Source organism: Gordonia sp. ABKF26, assembly GCF_041103195.1.
Taxonomy (GTDB): Bacteria; Actinomycetota; Actinomycetes; order Mycobacteriales; family Mycobacteriaceae; genus Gordonia; species Gordonia terrae.
In genome coordinates this window covers 183,866-199,296 of the sequence record NZ_JBGCVZ010000003.1, presented here as the reverse complement: position 1 = coordinate 199,296, position 15,431 = coordinate 183,866, and the positions used below count along the sequence as shown (strand labels likewise).

At 68.8% G+C, this 15,431-nt stretch carries 15 protein-coding genes; 11 read left to right on the top strand and 4 right to left on the bottom strand.

Features of this window, described 5'->3' with window-relative positions; genetic code table 11:
* Positions 1 to 54 precede the first annotated feature (54 nt).
* From AB4Z55_RS01420 to AB4Z55_RS01410, 3 genes are all read left to right on the top strand, one after another.
* Complete coding sequence (locus AB4Z55_RS01420) at positions 55 to 942, top strand: cutinase family protein (RefSeq protein WP_004021446.1); 888 nt, start codon at positions 55 to 57, stop codon at positions 940 to 942.
* 127 nt (positions 943 to 1,069) lie between these two features.
* A complete protein-coding gene (locus AB4Z55_RS01415) occupies positions 1,070 to 1,741 on the top strand; it encodes a DedA family protein (protein WP_004021445.1) in 672 nt (223 codons plus the stop codon).
* 309 nt (positions 1,742 to 2,050) lie between these two features.
* Complete coding sequence (locus tag AB4Z55_RS01410; RefSeq protein ID WP_248644292.1) at positions 2,051 to 2,212, top strand: hypothetical protein; 162 nt, start codon at positions 2,051 to 2,053, stop codon at positions 2,210 to 2,212.
* On the opposite strand, the gene AB4Z55_RS01405 is transcribed toward AB4Z55_RS01410, so the two are convergent.
* Positions 2,213 to 2,458 carry an RNA-binding S4 domain-containing protein gene (locus AB4Z55_RS01405; protein ID WP_004021444.1) on the bottom strand — a complete coding sequence of 82 codons (246 nt, stop codon included), beginning with the start codon at positions 2,456 to 2,458 and terminating at the stop codon, positions 2,213 to 2,215.
* A gap of 134 nt (positions 2,459 to 2,592) precedes the next feature.
* Between AB4Z55_RS01405 and lysX the strand changes: the two genes are divergently transcribed.
* Positions 2,593 to 6,006, top strand: a complete 3,414-nt coding sequence (lysX, locus tag AB4Z55_RS01400; RefSeq protein WP_369518977.1) for a bifunctional lysylphosphatidylglycerol synthetase/lysine--tRNA ligase LysX — start codon at positions 2,593 to 2,595, stop codon at positions 6,004 to 6,006.
* Between the two features lie 54 nt (positions 6,007 to 6,060).
* Here the strand turns inward: lysX and AB4Z55_RS01395 are convergent, their stop codons facing one another.
* Positions 6,061 to 6,624 carry an MBL fold metallo-hydrolase gene (locus AB4Z55_RS01395; protein ID WP_369518976.1) on the bottom strand — a complete coding sequence of 188 codons (564 nt, stop codon included), beginning with the start codon at positions 6,622 to 6,624 and terminating at the stop codon, positions 6,061 to 6,063.
* A gap of 481 nt (positions 6,625 to 7,105) precedes the next feature.
* Between AB4Z55_RS01395 and AB4Z55_RS01390 the strand changes: the two genes are divergently transcribed.
* From AB4Z55_RS01390 to AB4Z55_RS01360, 7 genes are all read left to right on the top strand, one after another.
* Complete coding sequence (locus AB4Z55_RS01390; RefSeq protein WP_231895859.1) at positions 7,106 to 7,657, top strand: sigma-70 family RNA polymerase sigma factor; 552 nt, start codon at positions 7,106 to 7,108, stop codon at positions 7,655 to 7,657.
* A gap of 70 nt (positions 7,658 to 7,727) precedes the next feature.
* A complete protein-coding gene (locus tag AB4Z55_RS01385; protein ID WP_369518975.1) occupies positions 7,728 to 8,636 on the top strand; it encodes an alpha/beta fold hydrolase in 909 nt (302 codons plus the stop codon).
* 34 nt (positions 8,637 to 8,670) lie between these two features.
* On the top strand, positions 8,671 to 9,162 hold the full coding sequence (rraA, locus tag AB4Z55_RS01380; RefSeq protein WP_369518974.1) for a ribonuclease E activity regulator RraA: 492 nt from the start codon (positions 8,671 to 8,673) through the stop codon (positions 9,160 to 9,162).
* Positions 9,163 to 9,252: 90 nt separating this feature from the next.
* Positions 9,253 to 10,806 carry a succinic semialdehyde dehydrogenase gene (locus AB4Z55_RS01375; RefSeq protein ID WP_064569918.1) on the top strand — a complete coding sequence of 518 codons (1,554 nt, stop codon included), beginning with the start codon at positions 9,253 to 9,255 and terminating at the stop codon, positions 10,804 to 10,806.
* A gap of 119 nt (positions 10,807 to 10,925) precedes the next feature.
* Entirely contained in the window at positions 10,926 to 12,134 is a 1,209-nt protein-coding gene (locus AB4Z55_RS01370) for a sorbosone dehydrogenase family protein (RefSeq protein WP_369518973.1), read from the top strand.
* Positions 12,135 to 12,137: 3 nt separating this feature from the next.
* Entirely contained in the window at positions 12,138 to 12,953 is an 816-nt protein-coding gene (locus tag AB4Z55_RS01365; RefSeq protein ID WP_369518972.1) for a cyclase family protein, read from the top strand.
* 19 nt (positions 12,954 to 12,972) lie between these two features.
* Positions 12,973 to 13,899: an alpha/beta fold hydrolase gene (locus tag AB4Z55_RS01360; protein WP_369518971.1), complete on the top strand. Its 927-nt coding sequence runs from the start codon at positions 12,973 to 12,975 to the stop codon at positions 13,897 to 13,899.
* Here the strand turns inward: AB4Z55_RS01360 and AB4Z55_RS01355 are convergent.
* Complete coding sequence (locus tag AB4Z55_RS01355; protein ID WP_248644298.1) at positions 13,879 to 14,583, bottom strand: hypothetical protein; 705 nt, start codon at positions 14,581 to 14,583, stop codon at positions 13,879 to 13,881. The genes AB4Z55_RS01360 and AB4Z55_RS01355 overlap by 21 nt on opposite strands.
* 99 nt (positions 14,584 to 14,682) lie before the next feature.
* A complete protein-coding gene (locus tag AB4Z55_RS01350; protein ID WP_369518970.1) occupies positions 14,683 to 15,375 on the bottom strand; it encodes a DUF6474 family protein in 693 nt (230 codons plus the stop codon).
* Between the last annotated feature and the right edge of the window lie 56 nt (positions 15,376 to 15,431).

Here is a 15,431-nt window from a genome sequence, read left to right as displayed (position 1 = left end):
CTCGCCTCATCGCTGTCGGCCGGCCCTCACCGGCCAGTACGAAGGGAACGGACCATGCGTCGGATCGTCGCGACCGTGTGCGCGCTGCTGTGCGCCGTCTTGGCCGGAGGTGGCCTCGCCCTTCCGAAAGCCGACGCCGCGCCGCGCGGGTGCCCGGAGATCTATGTGCTCGCCGTGCCCGGCACCTGGTCCAACGGTGCCAATCCGGGCCTTCTCGCCGAGGTCACCGCGGGGCTCGGACCGGAGACCCGTGTGCAGTACGTCGGATACGACGCCACGGCGTTCCCCTGGGAGAAGGCGATCTACGGGAAGTCGAAGGCACAGGCCGTGGCGAACACCACCGGACTGGCCCTGCAGATGCTGCGCCGATGCCCCGGCACCCGGATCGCGTTGGTGGGTTACAGCCAGGGCGCCGACGCCGCCGGCGACCTCGCCTCCGAGATCGGCACCGGACGCGCCGCCATCAAGCCGGGTCAGGTGGCCGGCGTCGTGCTGATCGCCGACCCGCGCCGGTCCAAGCGCGACAACCTGGTCGGCCCGCCGCTACGCGGCGAAGGCAGCGGCGGACCGCGCCTCGACAGCATGGGTTGGGTACTGCCGAGGGCGTTCACGATCTGCGAACCCACCGACGTCTACTGCAACGTGCCCCGCGACTACTACGTGACTCGGATCGTCGGCTACCTCGCGGAGACCAGTGACCCGACGCCGAGCCAGATCGGCCAGTACCAGGCGGAGGCGGGGGCGATCCTCGCCGAACTGCTCACCCTCGGTGGTCCCGGGGAGATCGTGCAGGAACTCGGCGACGAGCGGGCCCGCGAACAGATCAGGTCGTTCAACCGCTTCCTGCAGTCCGGATCCCACGGCACCTATCGCGACTTCGAGGTCCGTCCCGGGGTGACGGCGGTGCAGTGGGCCAATCGCTTCCTCGCCGGTCTCGCGTGAGGGATGCCGGTCGGCTGACCTGTGCCGAAACCGGATGAATCGGACGTCCGACTAGAGTGGCGGCCGAGGCGGTCACCGATGCCGGAGACCAGCCACCCGCCCGCCCTCGGACAGACGGACTCAATCCTTGTCAACGCAGCTCGCCGCCGTACTCGCCCAGACCGACCCGTCCCAGGGTCACAGCGGTTTCATCGGCTGGATCCTCGACCTGATGGACACGCTCGGGGAGCTGGGCGTCGGGGTGGCGATCCTGCTCGAGACCTTCCTGCCGCCCATCCCGTCCGAAGCGGTCCTTCCCGGCGCCGGGTTCCTCGCCTACGAGGGCCGCATGAACGTCTGGCTCGCCTGGGCGGCCGCGACCGTCGGTTCGCTCGTCGGCGCCTGGCTCTGGTACTGGATCGGTGCCGCTCTGGGGCGCGATCGCACCCGACGTCTCGTCGGACGGCTCCCGCTGTTGGACTACGACGACTTCGACAAGGCGGAGGAGTACTTCGTCCGCTGGGGCGGGCTGGCGGTTCTGCTCGGGCGGTGCGTGCCGCTCGTGCGATCGTTCGTCTCGATACCCGCCGGCATCGAGAAGATGCCGTTCTGGCGCTTCACCGCCTATACGACGCTGGGTTCGGGGGTGTGGAACGCGCTGTGGATCGGGATCGGTTTCGGGTTCGGCCCGGCCATCGCTCCGGCGCTGGAACGCTGGAGCGGCGTGCTGTCGAACATCGTGATCGTCGTTCTGGTCCTCATGATCGCCTGGTTCGTCGTGAAGCGGATCCGCCGCCGACGCGTGAGCTCCGCGGGATGAGAAGGGCGTCGGGAACGCCTCCCGGTGCCGGCCCCGATGAGGCCACGGACGACGCCTGGGTCATTCATGCAGGTGAGGGGCGCGTCGCTCCCCGCGTGGTAACGCTTCGCGTGCGACGATCGATCTAGCCGTCGTGTGCGGCACTCGCCACTCCGAGACCCGGACGAGCGAGATCCACACGTGTCGGTGGTCGGGGGGACGTGGCGAAAGCCACGCGAAAGTCCGGCGACATGATCCGGATCAGCCGCTACAGTAGAACAAAGTTTGAGTCCGTTGTAACGAATGTGAAGTATCAGGAAGTGATTGGTCATGAAGTTGGCTGACACCTTTCATGCACCCCGCCGGGGCTCCCTGCTGAACTCGCTCACCGGTGGGCGACTCGGGGGCCGCCCCTCCACGCCGGTGTTCCCCGCCGAAGCGGAACGCCTCATCACCCCCGCCGAACTCAGACGGTTCGGCGTTCGGACCTAGTCAGGGGGCGGGCTGCTCGTCGCTCTCCGAGGCGACTCGTACGCTCATCCCGCCGACGGACACCACGTCGCCGATCGCCAGCTGCCGGCCCCGCCGGGTCTCCACCTCGTCGTTGACGGTGACCAGGCCGTCGGCGATCACCTCCTTGGCCTCGGCCCCGGACTCGATCAGGTTCGCGAGCTTGAGGAACTGGCCGAGGCGGATGGACTCGTCGCGGATCGTCACGTCGTACACGGCTTCGATCATGCCGGTACCGGGCGTGCGCGGCCACCCCGGTCGGAGCTGCGACGACATGCGCCGAGGCGAGACGATCTGAGCCGGACATGACCGATCCGCGTGGAGTGCCGGGACAGATCCCCGTTCCCGACTACCGTTTACGCATGGCCACCGACACCCCCCTCGCGCCGGTCGACCCCGAGAACCCCGACGAGCGCCACATCGGTACCTCGCGCGCACCCACCGCGGCCGATCGTCGTTCCCTGGCGCTCCTCGACAAGATCAGGCGCCCCACGGGGTTCGGGACCCGCGCACCGCACGTCGCGGGCACCGTCGTCGGTGTCCTCGCCGCTATCGCGTTGCTGTCCAGTCTCTTTCCCGCGATCCGGCATCTGATCCACGACCCGCGACGCTACGTCGACGACTACATCATCACCCTGCCCGACACCAGTTTCGCCTGGGCGTTCGTCCTCGCGCTCCTCGCGGTCGCCCTGTCGGCGCGCAAGCGGATCGCCTGGTGGATCAGCGTCGTCTATCTCGTGCTGTTCATGACGGCCAACGTCCTGTATCTGATACCGGCGCTCGAGGACGACCTCGGAGTCACGGCATGGGACCGCACCAACATCTACCTCGGCCTGTTCATCGACGCCCTCGCGTTGATGTTCCTGCTCTCCACCTATCGCCAGTTCTATACGCGGGTCCGCAAGGGGGCGATCCCCGCGGCGTTCGGCACCCTCATCGCCGGACTGGTCATCGCGACGCTGCTGGGCTGGGCGCTGGTATGGGCGTTCCCGCACACGCTGACCCGGGGCGACCGGTTGCCCTACGCGTTCAACCGGGTTGTCGCCTTCGGTGCCATCGACCAGGACGCGTCGTTCGACGGCCGGCACACGCACCTCTTCGTCAACGGGTTGCTCGGGTTGTTCGGTGCGCTGGCGCTGATCGCGGCGGCGATCGTGCTGTTCCGGTCGCAGCGGCTGCGCTGGCTCATCACCGCCGAGGACGAAGCACTCATCCGCGCACTGATCGCGCGGTTCAACGACGACGACTCGCTGGCGTACTTCTCGACCCGGCGCGACAAGGCCGTGGTGTTCTCACCCGACGGCCGCGCGGCCATCACCTACCGCGTCGAGGTCGGCGTCGGACTCGCCGGCGGTGACCCGATCGGCGACCCGGAGTCGTGGCCCGACGCCATCGCCGAATTCCTCACGCTCTGCGAGAAGTACGGGTGGCATCCGGCGTCGATGGGGTCGAGCCCGCGCGGGGCGGCCGCCTTCGACGCCGCCGGCTTCGTCTCGCTCAACATCGGCGACGAGGCCATCCTGCACACGCGCGAGTTCAGCCTCAGCGGGTCGGCGATGAAGGCGGTGCGCCAGGCCGTGACCCGCACCCGCCGTGCCGGGGTCGGCGTCCGCATCCGACGGCACAACGAGATCGGCGACACCGAGATGGCGCAGATCGTCGCGCGCGCCGACGACTGGCGCGACACCGACGAGGAACGCGGCTTCGCGATGGCGCTCTCGCGCATCGGTGACCCCGCGGACGGCGACTGCCTGCTGGTCGAGGCCGTGCTGGACGAAGGCGAACCCGGCGAACGGGTCGTCGGCATGCTGTCGTTCGTCCCGTGGGGGCGTCGTGGCGTCTCACTCGACCTGATGCGTCGTGACCGGCACGGACCGAATGGTGTCGTGGAGACGATGGTCGCCGAATTGTGCCGTAACTCAGAGCAGTTGGGCATCACCGAGGTGTCGCTCAACTTCGCCGCGTTCCGCGCGTTCTTTGAACAGGGACCCCAGATCGGTGCCGGACCGGTGATGCGGATGGGCTATTCGGTGCTGATGTTCGGCTCGCGGTTCTTCCAGATGGAGTCGCTGTACAAGTCGAACGCGAAATACCTGCCGGACTGGCAGTCGCGCTACCTGTGCTTCGAGGACAGTCGGATTCTGCCCCGGGTGGGCCTGGCCGCCATCGTGACCGAGGGTTTCATCACGTTGCCCCGGTTCGGCCGGGCCAAGCACTACACGCAGGGGCCGCCGTCGATCCCGCCCGGTGTCGACGCCCCCGCCCTCATCGCCGAACTCGAAGCCGAGACGGCCACCCCCGAGGGTGCGGTCGTCCATCGACCGGAACAGGTACGTGTCCGGCTCGAGAAGATGGACCGGCTCGTCGAGCGGGGTTTCGATCCGTACCCGCCGGCAGATCAGCCCACCCACACGATCGCGCAGGCCAAGGCCGAGCCCGAAGGAACGGTCGTCACCGTCGCCGGCCGCGTGACGCGGCTCCGCGACTTCGGCAAGGTCGTGTTCGCCGACGTCCACGACTGGTCCGGCGAGGTCCAGGTGCTGGTCGAGGACTCTCGGGTGATCCCGGGAACCCCCGATTTCGGCACAGACGTCGACCTCGGCGACCTCATCCAGGCGCGTGGCGTCGTGGGCACCAGCCGCAAGGGTGAACTGTCGATCCTGATCGACGCCTGGCGGATCAACGGCAAGTGCCTGCGTCCGCTACCCGACAAATGGGCCGGCCTCACCGATCCGGAAGCGCGTGTCCGCCAGCGCTATGTCGACCTGGCGATCAACGAGCAGACGCGAGCATCGCTCGCCACCCGCAGCCTCGTCGTGAAGTCGTTGCGCGACTTCCTCTCCGCGCGTGGCTACCTGGAGGTGGAGACGCCGATCCTGCAACAGATCCACGGCGGCGCCAACGCGACCCCGTTCCAGACGCACATCAACGCCTACAACCTCGACCTGTATCTGCGCATCGCTCCGGAGCTCTACCTCAAGAGACTCTGCGTCGGTGGCGTCGAGAAGGTCTTCGAGATCGGCCGCAACTTCCGTAACGAGGGCGTGGACTTCAGTCACAACCCGGAGTTCACGAGCCTGGAAGCGTATGAGGCGCACAGTGATTACCTCAAGATGCTCGACCTCACCCGCGAGATGATCCAGCACGCGGCGACGGCGGCCTACGGGGAACCGGTGATCGTGCGCACCGACGCGGACGGAAACGAAGAGCGCGTGGACATCTCGGGGGAGTGGCCGGTCAAGACCGTTCACCAGGTGGTCTCGGAAGGTGCCGAGCAGGAGATCACCCCGGAGACCTCCGTCGAGGAGTTGCGGGCGGTGTGCGACCGTCTGGAGATCAACCACCGGCCGGACTGGGATGCCGGGCAGATCGTGCTGGAACTCTACGAGCATCTCGGCGAGGACCGGACCACGTTCCCGACGTTCTACACCGACTTCCCGACGTCGACGTCGCCGCTCACCCGCGCGCACCGGAGCAAGCCGGGCGTCGCCGAGCGGTGGGACCTCGTCGCCTGGGGCGTCGAACTCGGTACGGCCTACACCGAACTCACCGACCCGGTGGAACAGCGCAAACGTCTCACCGAGCAGTCGATCCTGGCCGCTGACGGCGATCCCGAGGCGATGGAACTCGACGAGGACTTCCTGCAGGCGCTCGAGTACGCGATGCCGCCCACGGGTGGGCTCGGCGTCGGCGTCGACCGGGTGGTCATGCTCATCACCGGGCAGTCCATTCGCGAGTCGCTCGCGTTCCCGCTCGCGAAGCCGCAGGACGCCTGATTCGACCGCGTCAACCGCAGAGGCCGTCGACGGCGTCGTGGTCGTGCGTCGGGATCACCCGCAGCGCGTGACGGGCCAGGTGGAGAGCGCCCCTCGGACACCGCCGACCGGTGGATCGGTGCCGGTCAGCACCCACTCGCGTTCCACCCGGTGCAGCCGCACCGGCAGGTCGGTCAGGTCGTGCAGCCCGCACACGTGATCCCAGTGGGCGTGTGTCGGCAGGGCGAAGTCGGGGGTCCGGCGCAACGGCCGCAGCTCGAGACCCCCGGCCGTGCTGATCGTCGAGCGAGGCGGGGTGATCAACGGACGCAGGACCGTGGGGAGCTCGGGTAGCACCCGGAGATGAGCGTCCCGGCAGAAGCCCGGATCGACCAGAAACGTCGCCTCGGGGTGTTCGACCACGAAGGTCGTCATCGCGGAGGGCAGGCGACGGAAGGTCAGGGCTCCCTCGACGAGTCCGGCGGCCGGCACCCGACGCGCGACCTGAGGCAGAGCGCGCACGCGCACCGTGGTCATCGCCTCGGGAAGTCCGGCGTCCACGATCGCGCTGATGAGCCGCTGGTCGGGTGATCGTGGCCGGATGGCGCCACGTACGGCGAGCGCGCTCGTGCGGAGCATCTCGGTCGGTGTCGGACCCGGTTGGCGAAAGGTGGCCACCGCGTAGTACTACCCCGACGGCCAGGTGCGCGCGCCGATTCCGGGCATGTGGTTGTCACATGTAGTTCACCGGGGGGAGGTTTTGGGTAGCACTCCGCCGTCGTTGAATGGTCCTGGCTCTCCGAAGGGCTGCTGTCGTCTCAACGGGCTACAACAGATCACAATGTGTAACGACGGGCTAGGGTCGAACGACCTACTTCACGACCCCCGCCGTCTGACGAGAGGTGCCCCGGATGATCCTCCAAGAGCCCGTACAGCAGGACCCTCGGGCGGGCCGTCGTTGACATGCACCCGGGTCAAATTCCGTTCACGGCGACGGTTCTCGCGGAGCCTCTGAGTCGGCACGTGCCTCGACCTCGAGCCGGCAGCAGCTGAACCCGTGGCGCCGAGGGAGAGCGACGCGACCGCGGATGCGGATCATGGGGGCGGGGGCGAATCGCAGGTGCTCAGCGACCTGCTGGCTCTGGTGGCCGACGGGGATCGCGCGGCGTTCACACGCTTCTACGATCTGACCAGTTCCCGGATCTACGGCCTGGCCGTCCGGGTGGTCCGTGACCGGCACTACGCCGAAGAGGTGGTCCAGGAGGCCTACCTGCAGTACTGGCAACAGGCCGTCGACTACGAACCCGCACGTGGGTCGGTGATCACCTGGATGATGACCATCGCGCACCGTCGCGCCGTCGACCGGGTCCGCACCGAGAACATGCAGACCGAGAGAATGTCGGAGTACGGGGTCAGGAGCGTGGAACCCGAAGCGACGCAAAATCTTCCGTTGGAGGCCGTGGTCCGCACGGCGGAGGTGAACGCGGTGCGCACCTGCCTCGGACACCTCACCGATCTGCAGCGCGGAAGCCTCGAGATGTCGTACTTCGGGGGACTCTCGTACCCGGAGGTGGCCGCACGCATGGACACGCCCCTGCCCACCACGAAGTCTCGGATCAGGGACGGCCTGCGAAAGCTGCGCACCTGCCTGGACTCTCATGAGGACGGCTGATCACTCACCGCACTGAGCCCGGTCGCGTCGTCCGATGACGCCGTCCGGCTCACCCGGGCACACTGAACGCGTGCACGAGACGACACGCGACGACGGTTTGAGGTCACCCGGTGAGTTCGTGACGGTCGGGGAGCATCGTCTCCATGTGCTCGACGAGGGTTCGGGTCCGCCGCTGCTGCTCATGGCGGCGCTCGGGAGCAACTGGTTCGATCTCGATCCGCTGGTCGCGCGACTCTCCTCCTCGTGGCGGGTCCTGCGGTACGACCGTCCGGGCTACGGATTGTCCGATCCCATCGGCCGGGGCCACCATCCGTCGCTGCTCGGCGAGGTGGAGCGGATGGCCGCCGTGCTCGACGCGCGTGGCGTCGACGAACCGGTTGTCGTCGTGGGTCATTCGCTGGCGTCGTTGTACGTGGAGGCGTTCGCTCGGCGGTATCCGGAGCGGACCGCGGGTGTGGTCGTGCTCGACGGGTCGTTCGTGTTGTTGCCGTGGCGGATCGTCCCGCTGTCGTTCCGTGTCGGCAACGCGCATCGGCTGGTCGGCGCGGCGCGCGCGGTGACCAGTCGCGTCGGCATTCGCCGCTGGCCGAGTTTTCAGGTGTGGAGCCGTGTGGTGCCGGCTCCCCCCGAGGGTTGCGGAGAGCAGCAGCAGCGGTGGAGCACCCACGTCTTCGGGCAGCCGCCCTATCTGCTCGCCCTGCTCGTCGAGAACGCCGCGTTCGGGTCGATGAACCAGACGTTGCGCAGTCTGCGCCGGTCCGCGCCGATGCCCGGTGTCCCCACGATCGTCGTCGTGGCGTCGTCGAGGCTGCCCGGATGGCGTCACTTCTGGGAGTGGAAGCAGCGGCGATACGCCGAGGTGCTCGACGCCGGTGAGATCGCCGTTCTGCCGCGGGCGAGACACTTCCTCGTCTCCGAACGGCCCGACGACGTCGCCGAGATCATCGATGGCGTCCGATCGCTCCCTACCCGCGAGTAACCAGCTACTTGCGGTTACACCTAAACTGTTCGGCATGAGCGAGCTCACCTTCACCCCGACGGCCGATCTCGTCGACGAGATCGGTGCCGATGTCCGCAGCTGTGACACCCAGTTCACCCAGTTCGGCGGCAACCGGGAGTTCGTCGGACGGGTGTCGACGGTCCGATGCTTCCAGGACAACGCCCTGCTGAAGTCGGTCCTCGGTGAGTCCAACCCCGGCGGGGTGCTCGTCGTCGACGGCGACGCGTCTGTCCACACCGCGCTGGTGGGAGACCTGATCGCCGAACTCGGCCGGTCCAAAGGCTGGGTCGGGATCATCGTCAACGGCGCCATCCGCGACGCCAAGACCATCGGTGGGATGGAGATCGGGGTCAAGGCCCTGGGCACCAACCCGCGCAAGTCGACCAAGACCGGCGCCGGTGAGCGCGACGTCCCGCTGACCATCGGCGGCGAGACGTTCACCCCCGGCGACGTCGTCTACTCCGACGACGACGGCATCGTGCTCGTCGCGGCGGAGCCACGGTAGAGGTCGACCCCAGCAAGCCCCCGGTCGCCGAGCCCGACGATCGTCATCGAACAGAACACCGGACATCCGACAGCGCTGAGGAGCACCGCCATGCCGAAGCCCACTCCCGACCACTTCGCTCGCCTGGGTGCGCTCGTCGCCATCGACGACGCCGCGAGTCGTCCGACGCGCCCCGTTCTGGAGGCGTTCAGCGGGACCGAGATGGCCACCATCCCGGTCGCCACCGCAGACGATCTCGAGGTGGCGGTCGCCCGTGCCCGCCAGGCGCAGCAGGGGTGGGCGGCTCGCACACCGGCCGACCGCGCCGCGATCATCGACCGATTCTCCGAGCTGGTCCACCGCAACGCGGCATCGCTGATGGACATCGCCCAGGCCGAGACCGGCAAGGCGCGCATCTACGCGCAAGAAGAGGTCATCGACGTCTCGATCACCGCGCGGCACTACGCGACCAACGGACCCAAGCTGTTGGCCGACCGCAAGGTCAAGGGCATGCTGCCGGGCGCGACGAGCGTACGCGTGCGGTATCTGCCCAAGGGCGTGGTGGGCGTCATCAGCCCGTGGAACTACCCGCTCACGCTGGCGGTGTCCGACGCGGTGGCGGCGCTGATCGCCGGCAACGCCGTGGTCATCAAGCCCGACAGCCAGACTCCGTACTGCGCACTGGCCCTGGCCGAGTTGCTCTACGAGGCAGGTCTCCCGCGCGAGCTCTACGCCGTGGTGCCCGGGCCGGGAGGCGTTGTCGGACAGGCCATCATGGCCTCCACCGACTACGTGATGTTCACCGGTTCCTCGGAAACCGGGGCCACCCTCGCCGAGCAGGCCGGGCGCAGGCTCATCGGATTCTCGGCAGAGCTCGGCGGCAAGAACCCGATGGTGGTCACCGCGAGCGCCGACATCGCCAACGCCGTCCGGGGCGCGGCGCGGGCGGCGTACTCCAACTCCGGGCAGCTGTGCATCTCGATCGAACGGATCTACGTCGACAAGAAGATCGCCGACGACTTCGCCGAGCGGTTCGCCGCGTACGTCTCGACGATGAAGCTGTCGGCCTCCTACGATTTCACCGCCGACATGGGGTCCCTGGCCTCGGCCGCCCAGATCGACACCGCCGAGGCGCACGTGGAGGATGCGGTCGCCAAGGGTGCCAAGGTACTGGCCGGCGGCAAGCGACGCGCCGATCTGGGGCCGTTCTTCTTCGAGCCGACGGTCCTCACCGACGTCACCGACGACATGGTGTGCTTCGCGAACGAGACCTTCGGACCCGTCGTCTCGATCTACCCGGTGGACTCCACCGACGAGGCGATCAAGCTCGCCAACGACACCGACTACGGTCTGAACGCCAGTGTCTTCGCCGGGAGCAGTGCCGAGGCGCAGCAGGTCGCCGAGCAGCTCCGGGCCGGGACGGTCAACATCAACGAGGGTTACGCGGCGGCGTGGGCGTCGACGGCGGCTCCGATGGGCGGCATGGGCATCTCCGGAGTGGGACGCCGCCACGGCGACGAGGGTCTGCTGAAGTACACCGAGCCCCAGACCATCGCCGAGCAGCGCTTCATCGGCATCGACCGCATGCCGGTGGTCCCGACGAGCATCTACCGCGCCATCACCCCGACCGCGGTCCGCGCGCTCAAGTACCTGCCCGGCCGCTAGGAGCAGAGGGACGCCCGCAAGCTCGCTCCTCCGGCACGTACGGGCCCGGCGAGACGCCGGATGTCCTGCCCGATCGGTGTGAGCGTGGTTACGGTAGCCCTGTGACCCGGAGCCCCCGCATGCGCAGAGACCCCGTAACCCGATCCCGCCGGACGCGTCTGGGGGTGCTGACCGCGGCCGTCTCGGCTGCCCTCGTCGGCGCCCTGGTGTCCGCGCCCGCCGCCGACGCGGCACCCGCACTGCGGGTGACCACCGTCGCCGACGGACTGAGCATCCCGTGGGGCGTCGTGGTGGCCCCGGACGGAACGGTGCTGACCGGAGAGCGGTCGGGACGGTTCGTCGCAGTCCGCCCGGGCGGGCAGCGGGTGAACGTCCGCGCCGACCTGTCGCGCATCTTCGCGCAGGGCGAGTCCGGGCTGATGGGCCTCGCGATCGATCCGCGATTCGAACAGACCCGCCGCGTGTACTCGTGCCAGGCGGAGGCAACCGTGCCGGGTGCGCCGGGGGCGCCCGGTTCGCTGTCGAACATCCCGATCGAGTTCCCGCAGACCGGTCAGACCATCCAGGTCGTGTCCTGGCGGGTCGGCGCCGACTGGACCCAGATGGCCCGTGAACGCACTGTGCTGAGCGGGATCCCGGTCAACTCGTCGGGGCGGCACGGCGGTTGTGGTCTCGCGGCCACCGGGGACAGCCTCTGGGTCGGAACCGGCGACAATGCCACCCCGTGGATTCCGCAGTCCCGGACCTCGCTGGGCGGCAAGGTGTTGCACATCAAGCTCGACGGGACGCCCGCTACGGGAAATCCGAACCCCCGCAGTCCGATCCACAGTCTCGGGCATCGCAACGTGCAGGGTGTGGCGGTCCAACCCGGTACGGGTCGCGTGTACGCCATCGAGCAGGGCACGACCCGCGACGACGAACTCAACCGGATCGTCGCCGGCGGCAACTACGGATACAAGCCCGACCGCCTGCCGGTGATCTACGACGAGTCGGTGCCGATGACCGATCCCGTCCGTGTCCCGGGTGCGATCGGTCCGGTGTGGAGTTCGGGCGACCAGACGATCGCCCTCCCGGGTATCGCCTTCCTGCCCGACACCGGGTGGGGCGAGTACAGCGGCGGTCTCGTGCTCACGGCGCTCAAGGGCAAACGACTGGTGTTCCTGAATCTCTCCGATGACGGGCGACGCGTGGTGTCGGAGACCGAGGCCTTGAAGGACGCGCACGGCCGTCTGCGCGGGGTGGCCGTCGCCCCCGACGGCTCTCTGGTCCTGACGACCAGCGACGGTGAGGGGTCGGACCGCATCCTGCGCGTGCGCTGGAACGGCTGAGCCGTGTGCGACGACGCGATCGTCGGACATGCCCACGACGAAGCCCGTCGGATGTCTCGTCGAACCGCGCTGAGGGTTGCTGCCGGTGTGGCGACCGGGATCTCGGCGTCGATGGCGGCCGGAACCGGCCTGGCTGCCCCCTCTCGAGGCGCGCCGGGCGGCGCGGCAGCCGGCCGGGTCGTCGACCTCACCCACACGCTGTCGCCGTCGTTCCCGGTGTGGCCGGGTAATCCGCCCATGGTCTCGGTCCCGACATCCCTTGTGCGGGGCCTAGATTCGGGCTTCTCGACCAACTGGGTCTCGTTCGCCGAGCACACCGGTACCCACGTCGACGCCCCTGCCCACAAGATCGGGCGCGGGATCACCGTCGACCGCATCGACCCGGCCGACCTCGTGGCACCTCTGGTGGTGATCAGCATCGAGACGAGGGCACGTCGTGACCGGCGGGCCGAGTTGACCGAACGTGATGTCGCGGAATGGGAATCGAGACATGGGCGGATTCCCCGCGGCGCGCTGGTCGCGCTGCGCACCGGGTGGCAGCCGCGAACCGGTGGCGCGGACGCCGCCGGTTACTCATCCGCCGCGGTCGGCATGCTCGTGACCGAGCGGGGAGTCGTGGCCATCGGGACCGACACGCTCAGCGTCGACGTCCGCGGCGCCACCGGTGCCCACACGGCGATCCTCGGCAGCGGGAGGTACGCCGTCGAGGCGATGGCGAACCTGGAAGCCGTTCCGGCGCAGGGTTCGACGGTGGTCGTCGGCGCGCCGAGGTTCGCCGGCGGCACCGGTGGTCCGGCGCGGGTACTCGCGCTGGTGTGAACCGACAGGAAGGTCATCGATGACCACACGCCTCACCCGATTCGGTCGCGGACCGTACACCTTCGATGTCATCGACGACGGACCGGCAGACGGAGAACCGATCGTGCTGCTGCACGGTTTCCCCCAGCGGGCCTCGTGCTGGGAGCTCGTCGCACCGATATTGCACGACAAAGGATTTCGGACACTCGCGCCGGACCAGCGCGGCTATTCGCCCGGCGCGCGGCCCACGCGGCGACGGGATTACTCACAGGGGGAGCTGGTGTCCGATGTGCTCGCCCTGCTCGACTCTGCCGACATCGAGCGAGCGCACCTCGTCGGCCACGACTGGGGTGCGATCGTCGGGTGGACGGCGGCGGCGCATCATCCCGACCGGGTCGAGACGCTCACCGCCCTGTCCGTCCCGCACGCCGGGGCGTTCATGCGTGCCATGCCCCGGGGCCAGATTCTCCGGTCCTGGTACATGGCCGCCTTCCAGATTCCGGTGCTGCCGGACAAGCTCCTCGGCTGGGCGATGCGGACACAACCGGATTTCGGGGAGCGGATGGGACTCCCGCAGCCGTTCGCATCGCGGGTGGCAACCGAGATCGGCGACCACGGTGCATTGCCCGGCGCGCTGGGGTGGTATCGCGCGATGTTCCTGCCGGACCAGCGGTCCGCGCCACGACCGGTCCGTGTCCCGACCACTTTCGTGTGGGGTGACGCCGATGTCGCGATAAGCGGGGCCGCGGCCCGGTTGTGTTCGGGCTGGGTGGAGGCGAACTACGAGTTCATCGCTCTTCCGGGCGCGGATCACTGGCTGCCGGAGGCGCACCCCGACGAGGTCGCGGCCGCGATCCTCGCCCGAGTCGGCCGCCCGTACACCGGTTCCGGCGCAGCGGGTTCGGTGCGGTCACACGGACCGGGTGCGGCCTCGGCGGACGAGACGTCAGCGCAGGATACGGCGTAACACGACGAAGACGATCAGCGCGACCGCGGCCGCCAGCCCGGCGAATGCGGGCGTCAGGTTGGTGGTCGGGGCCTCGGTCGGGGAGCCCGAGCGCAACTGTGCGAAAGTCGCTCGGGCAGCGTCTGATTCGGCGACCACATCGACCGGCGGATGTGCCGGCGGAGCCGAGGGTGTGGGCGGGGTGGCGGGGCGGGGGGTGGACGCCGGCTCCGGGGAACGGGTCACCGGCGGGGCGGGAGGAGACGCCGGGGTCGGGGCAGGCACCTGGGGCGCTTCGGGTTCGGGTGCCGCAGCCTGCGATTCCGGCACGGGCGGCGCCGACTTGGCCGGTGCCTTCTTCGGTGGCGCCTTCTTGGCGGCCGACTTCTTCGCCGGTGCGACGCCCGCTGCCTTCTTCGCCGGACTCTTCTTGGCCGGCGCCTTGGCCGGAGGTGTCTTCTTGGCGGCCTTCTTCGGCGGGAGCTGGTCGCCGCCGGACTCCGCGGCCGCCGTCTCCGGTGTGGTCTTCTTCGCGGGCGCCTTCTTGGCCGGCTTCTTCGCTACCGGCTGCTCGGGTGCGGGCGCCGGAGCGTCGGGTGAGCTGCTGGACCCGGGATCGCCCGGTGTGGCGATCGGGAACAGTGCCTGCTCGTCGCGGTTCGGGTCACCGTCGGACGGTGTGACGTTCGGATCCGGCTCGGTCATTCGGCGCTCCCTCGCAAGTGTCCGGCACGCGCTCGGAAACCACTCCGCGGCGCGACCCGTTTGGGGCCATCTTAGTCGTTGTGTTCCCTGGGATTCGTGTCAGGAACGGACGCCGAGCCGGGCCAGGATGTCGGCGTCGACGGCCTCGAGCTCGTCGGCGATGGCCTTGTGGGCGGTGCGACGCTGACCGGCCGACATCGTCTCGGCGGTCTGTACCGCGATGTCGAGGTTGTCGAGGCGCTTGGTCATCGCGGCGACGAAGTCCTTGGCATCGGCACTGGTGTCCTGGGCCACGACCTTCTCCAGGGCCGTGCGGGTGGTGGCGATGCGCGCGGACAGGGCGGCGCCGTGACCGCTGAACTGGCGCAACACTTCCGGCGAGACCCCGGCACGATTCGCCTGTAGCGTCGAGAGCTGCTCGCGACCGGCGACCGCGGCCCGGTAGACGACGGGTACGGCGATCGGAGCCACGAGTCGCGCGACGGTGAGGTAGCGCTTCACACTGGCCGGGCTGAGCGCCTTCGCGTCGGCAGCCGCCTGTGCCTCGACGGCGAACTTCTTCGCCTCGGCCTTGCTCACCTTCGTCTGGGACTTGGCGAGCTGCTTGGCGGTCTTGCGCTCGGCCTTCATCTCCTTCTGGAAGTACTTGTGCTCGTTCTTGCGTCGAGCCTTCTGTTCCTTGCGCCGCGACTTGGCGTCGAACTTCGCCTCCAGCTTGGCTTTGGCCTTGAGAGCCTTGGCCTCTGCCTTGCGCTGCGCTCGAGTCGTACCGTCGGACGAGAACAATCCCATCGAATGCCCTTTCGCTGGTGGCGAGAAGACCGCAGTCGACCCCCGGCCCGCTCTCG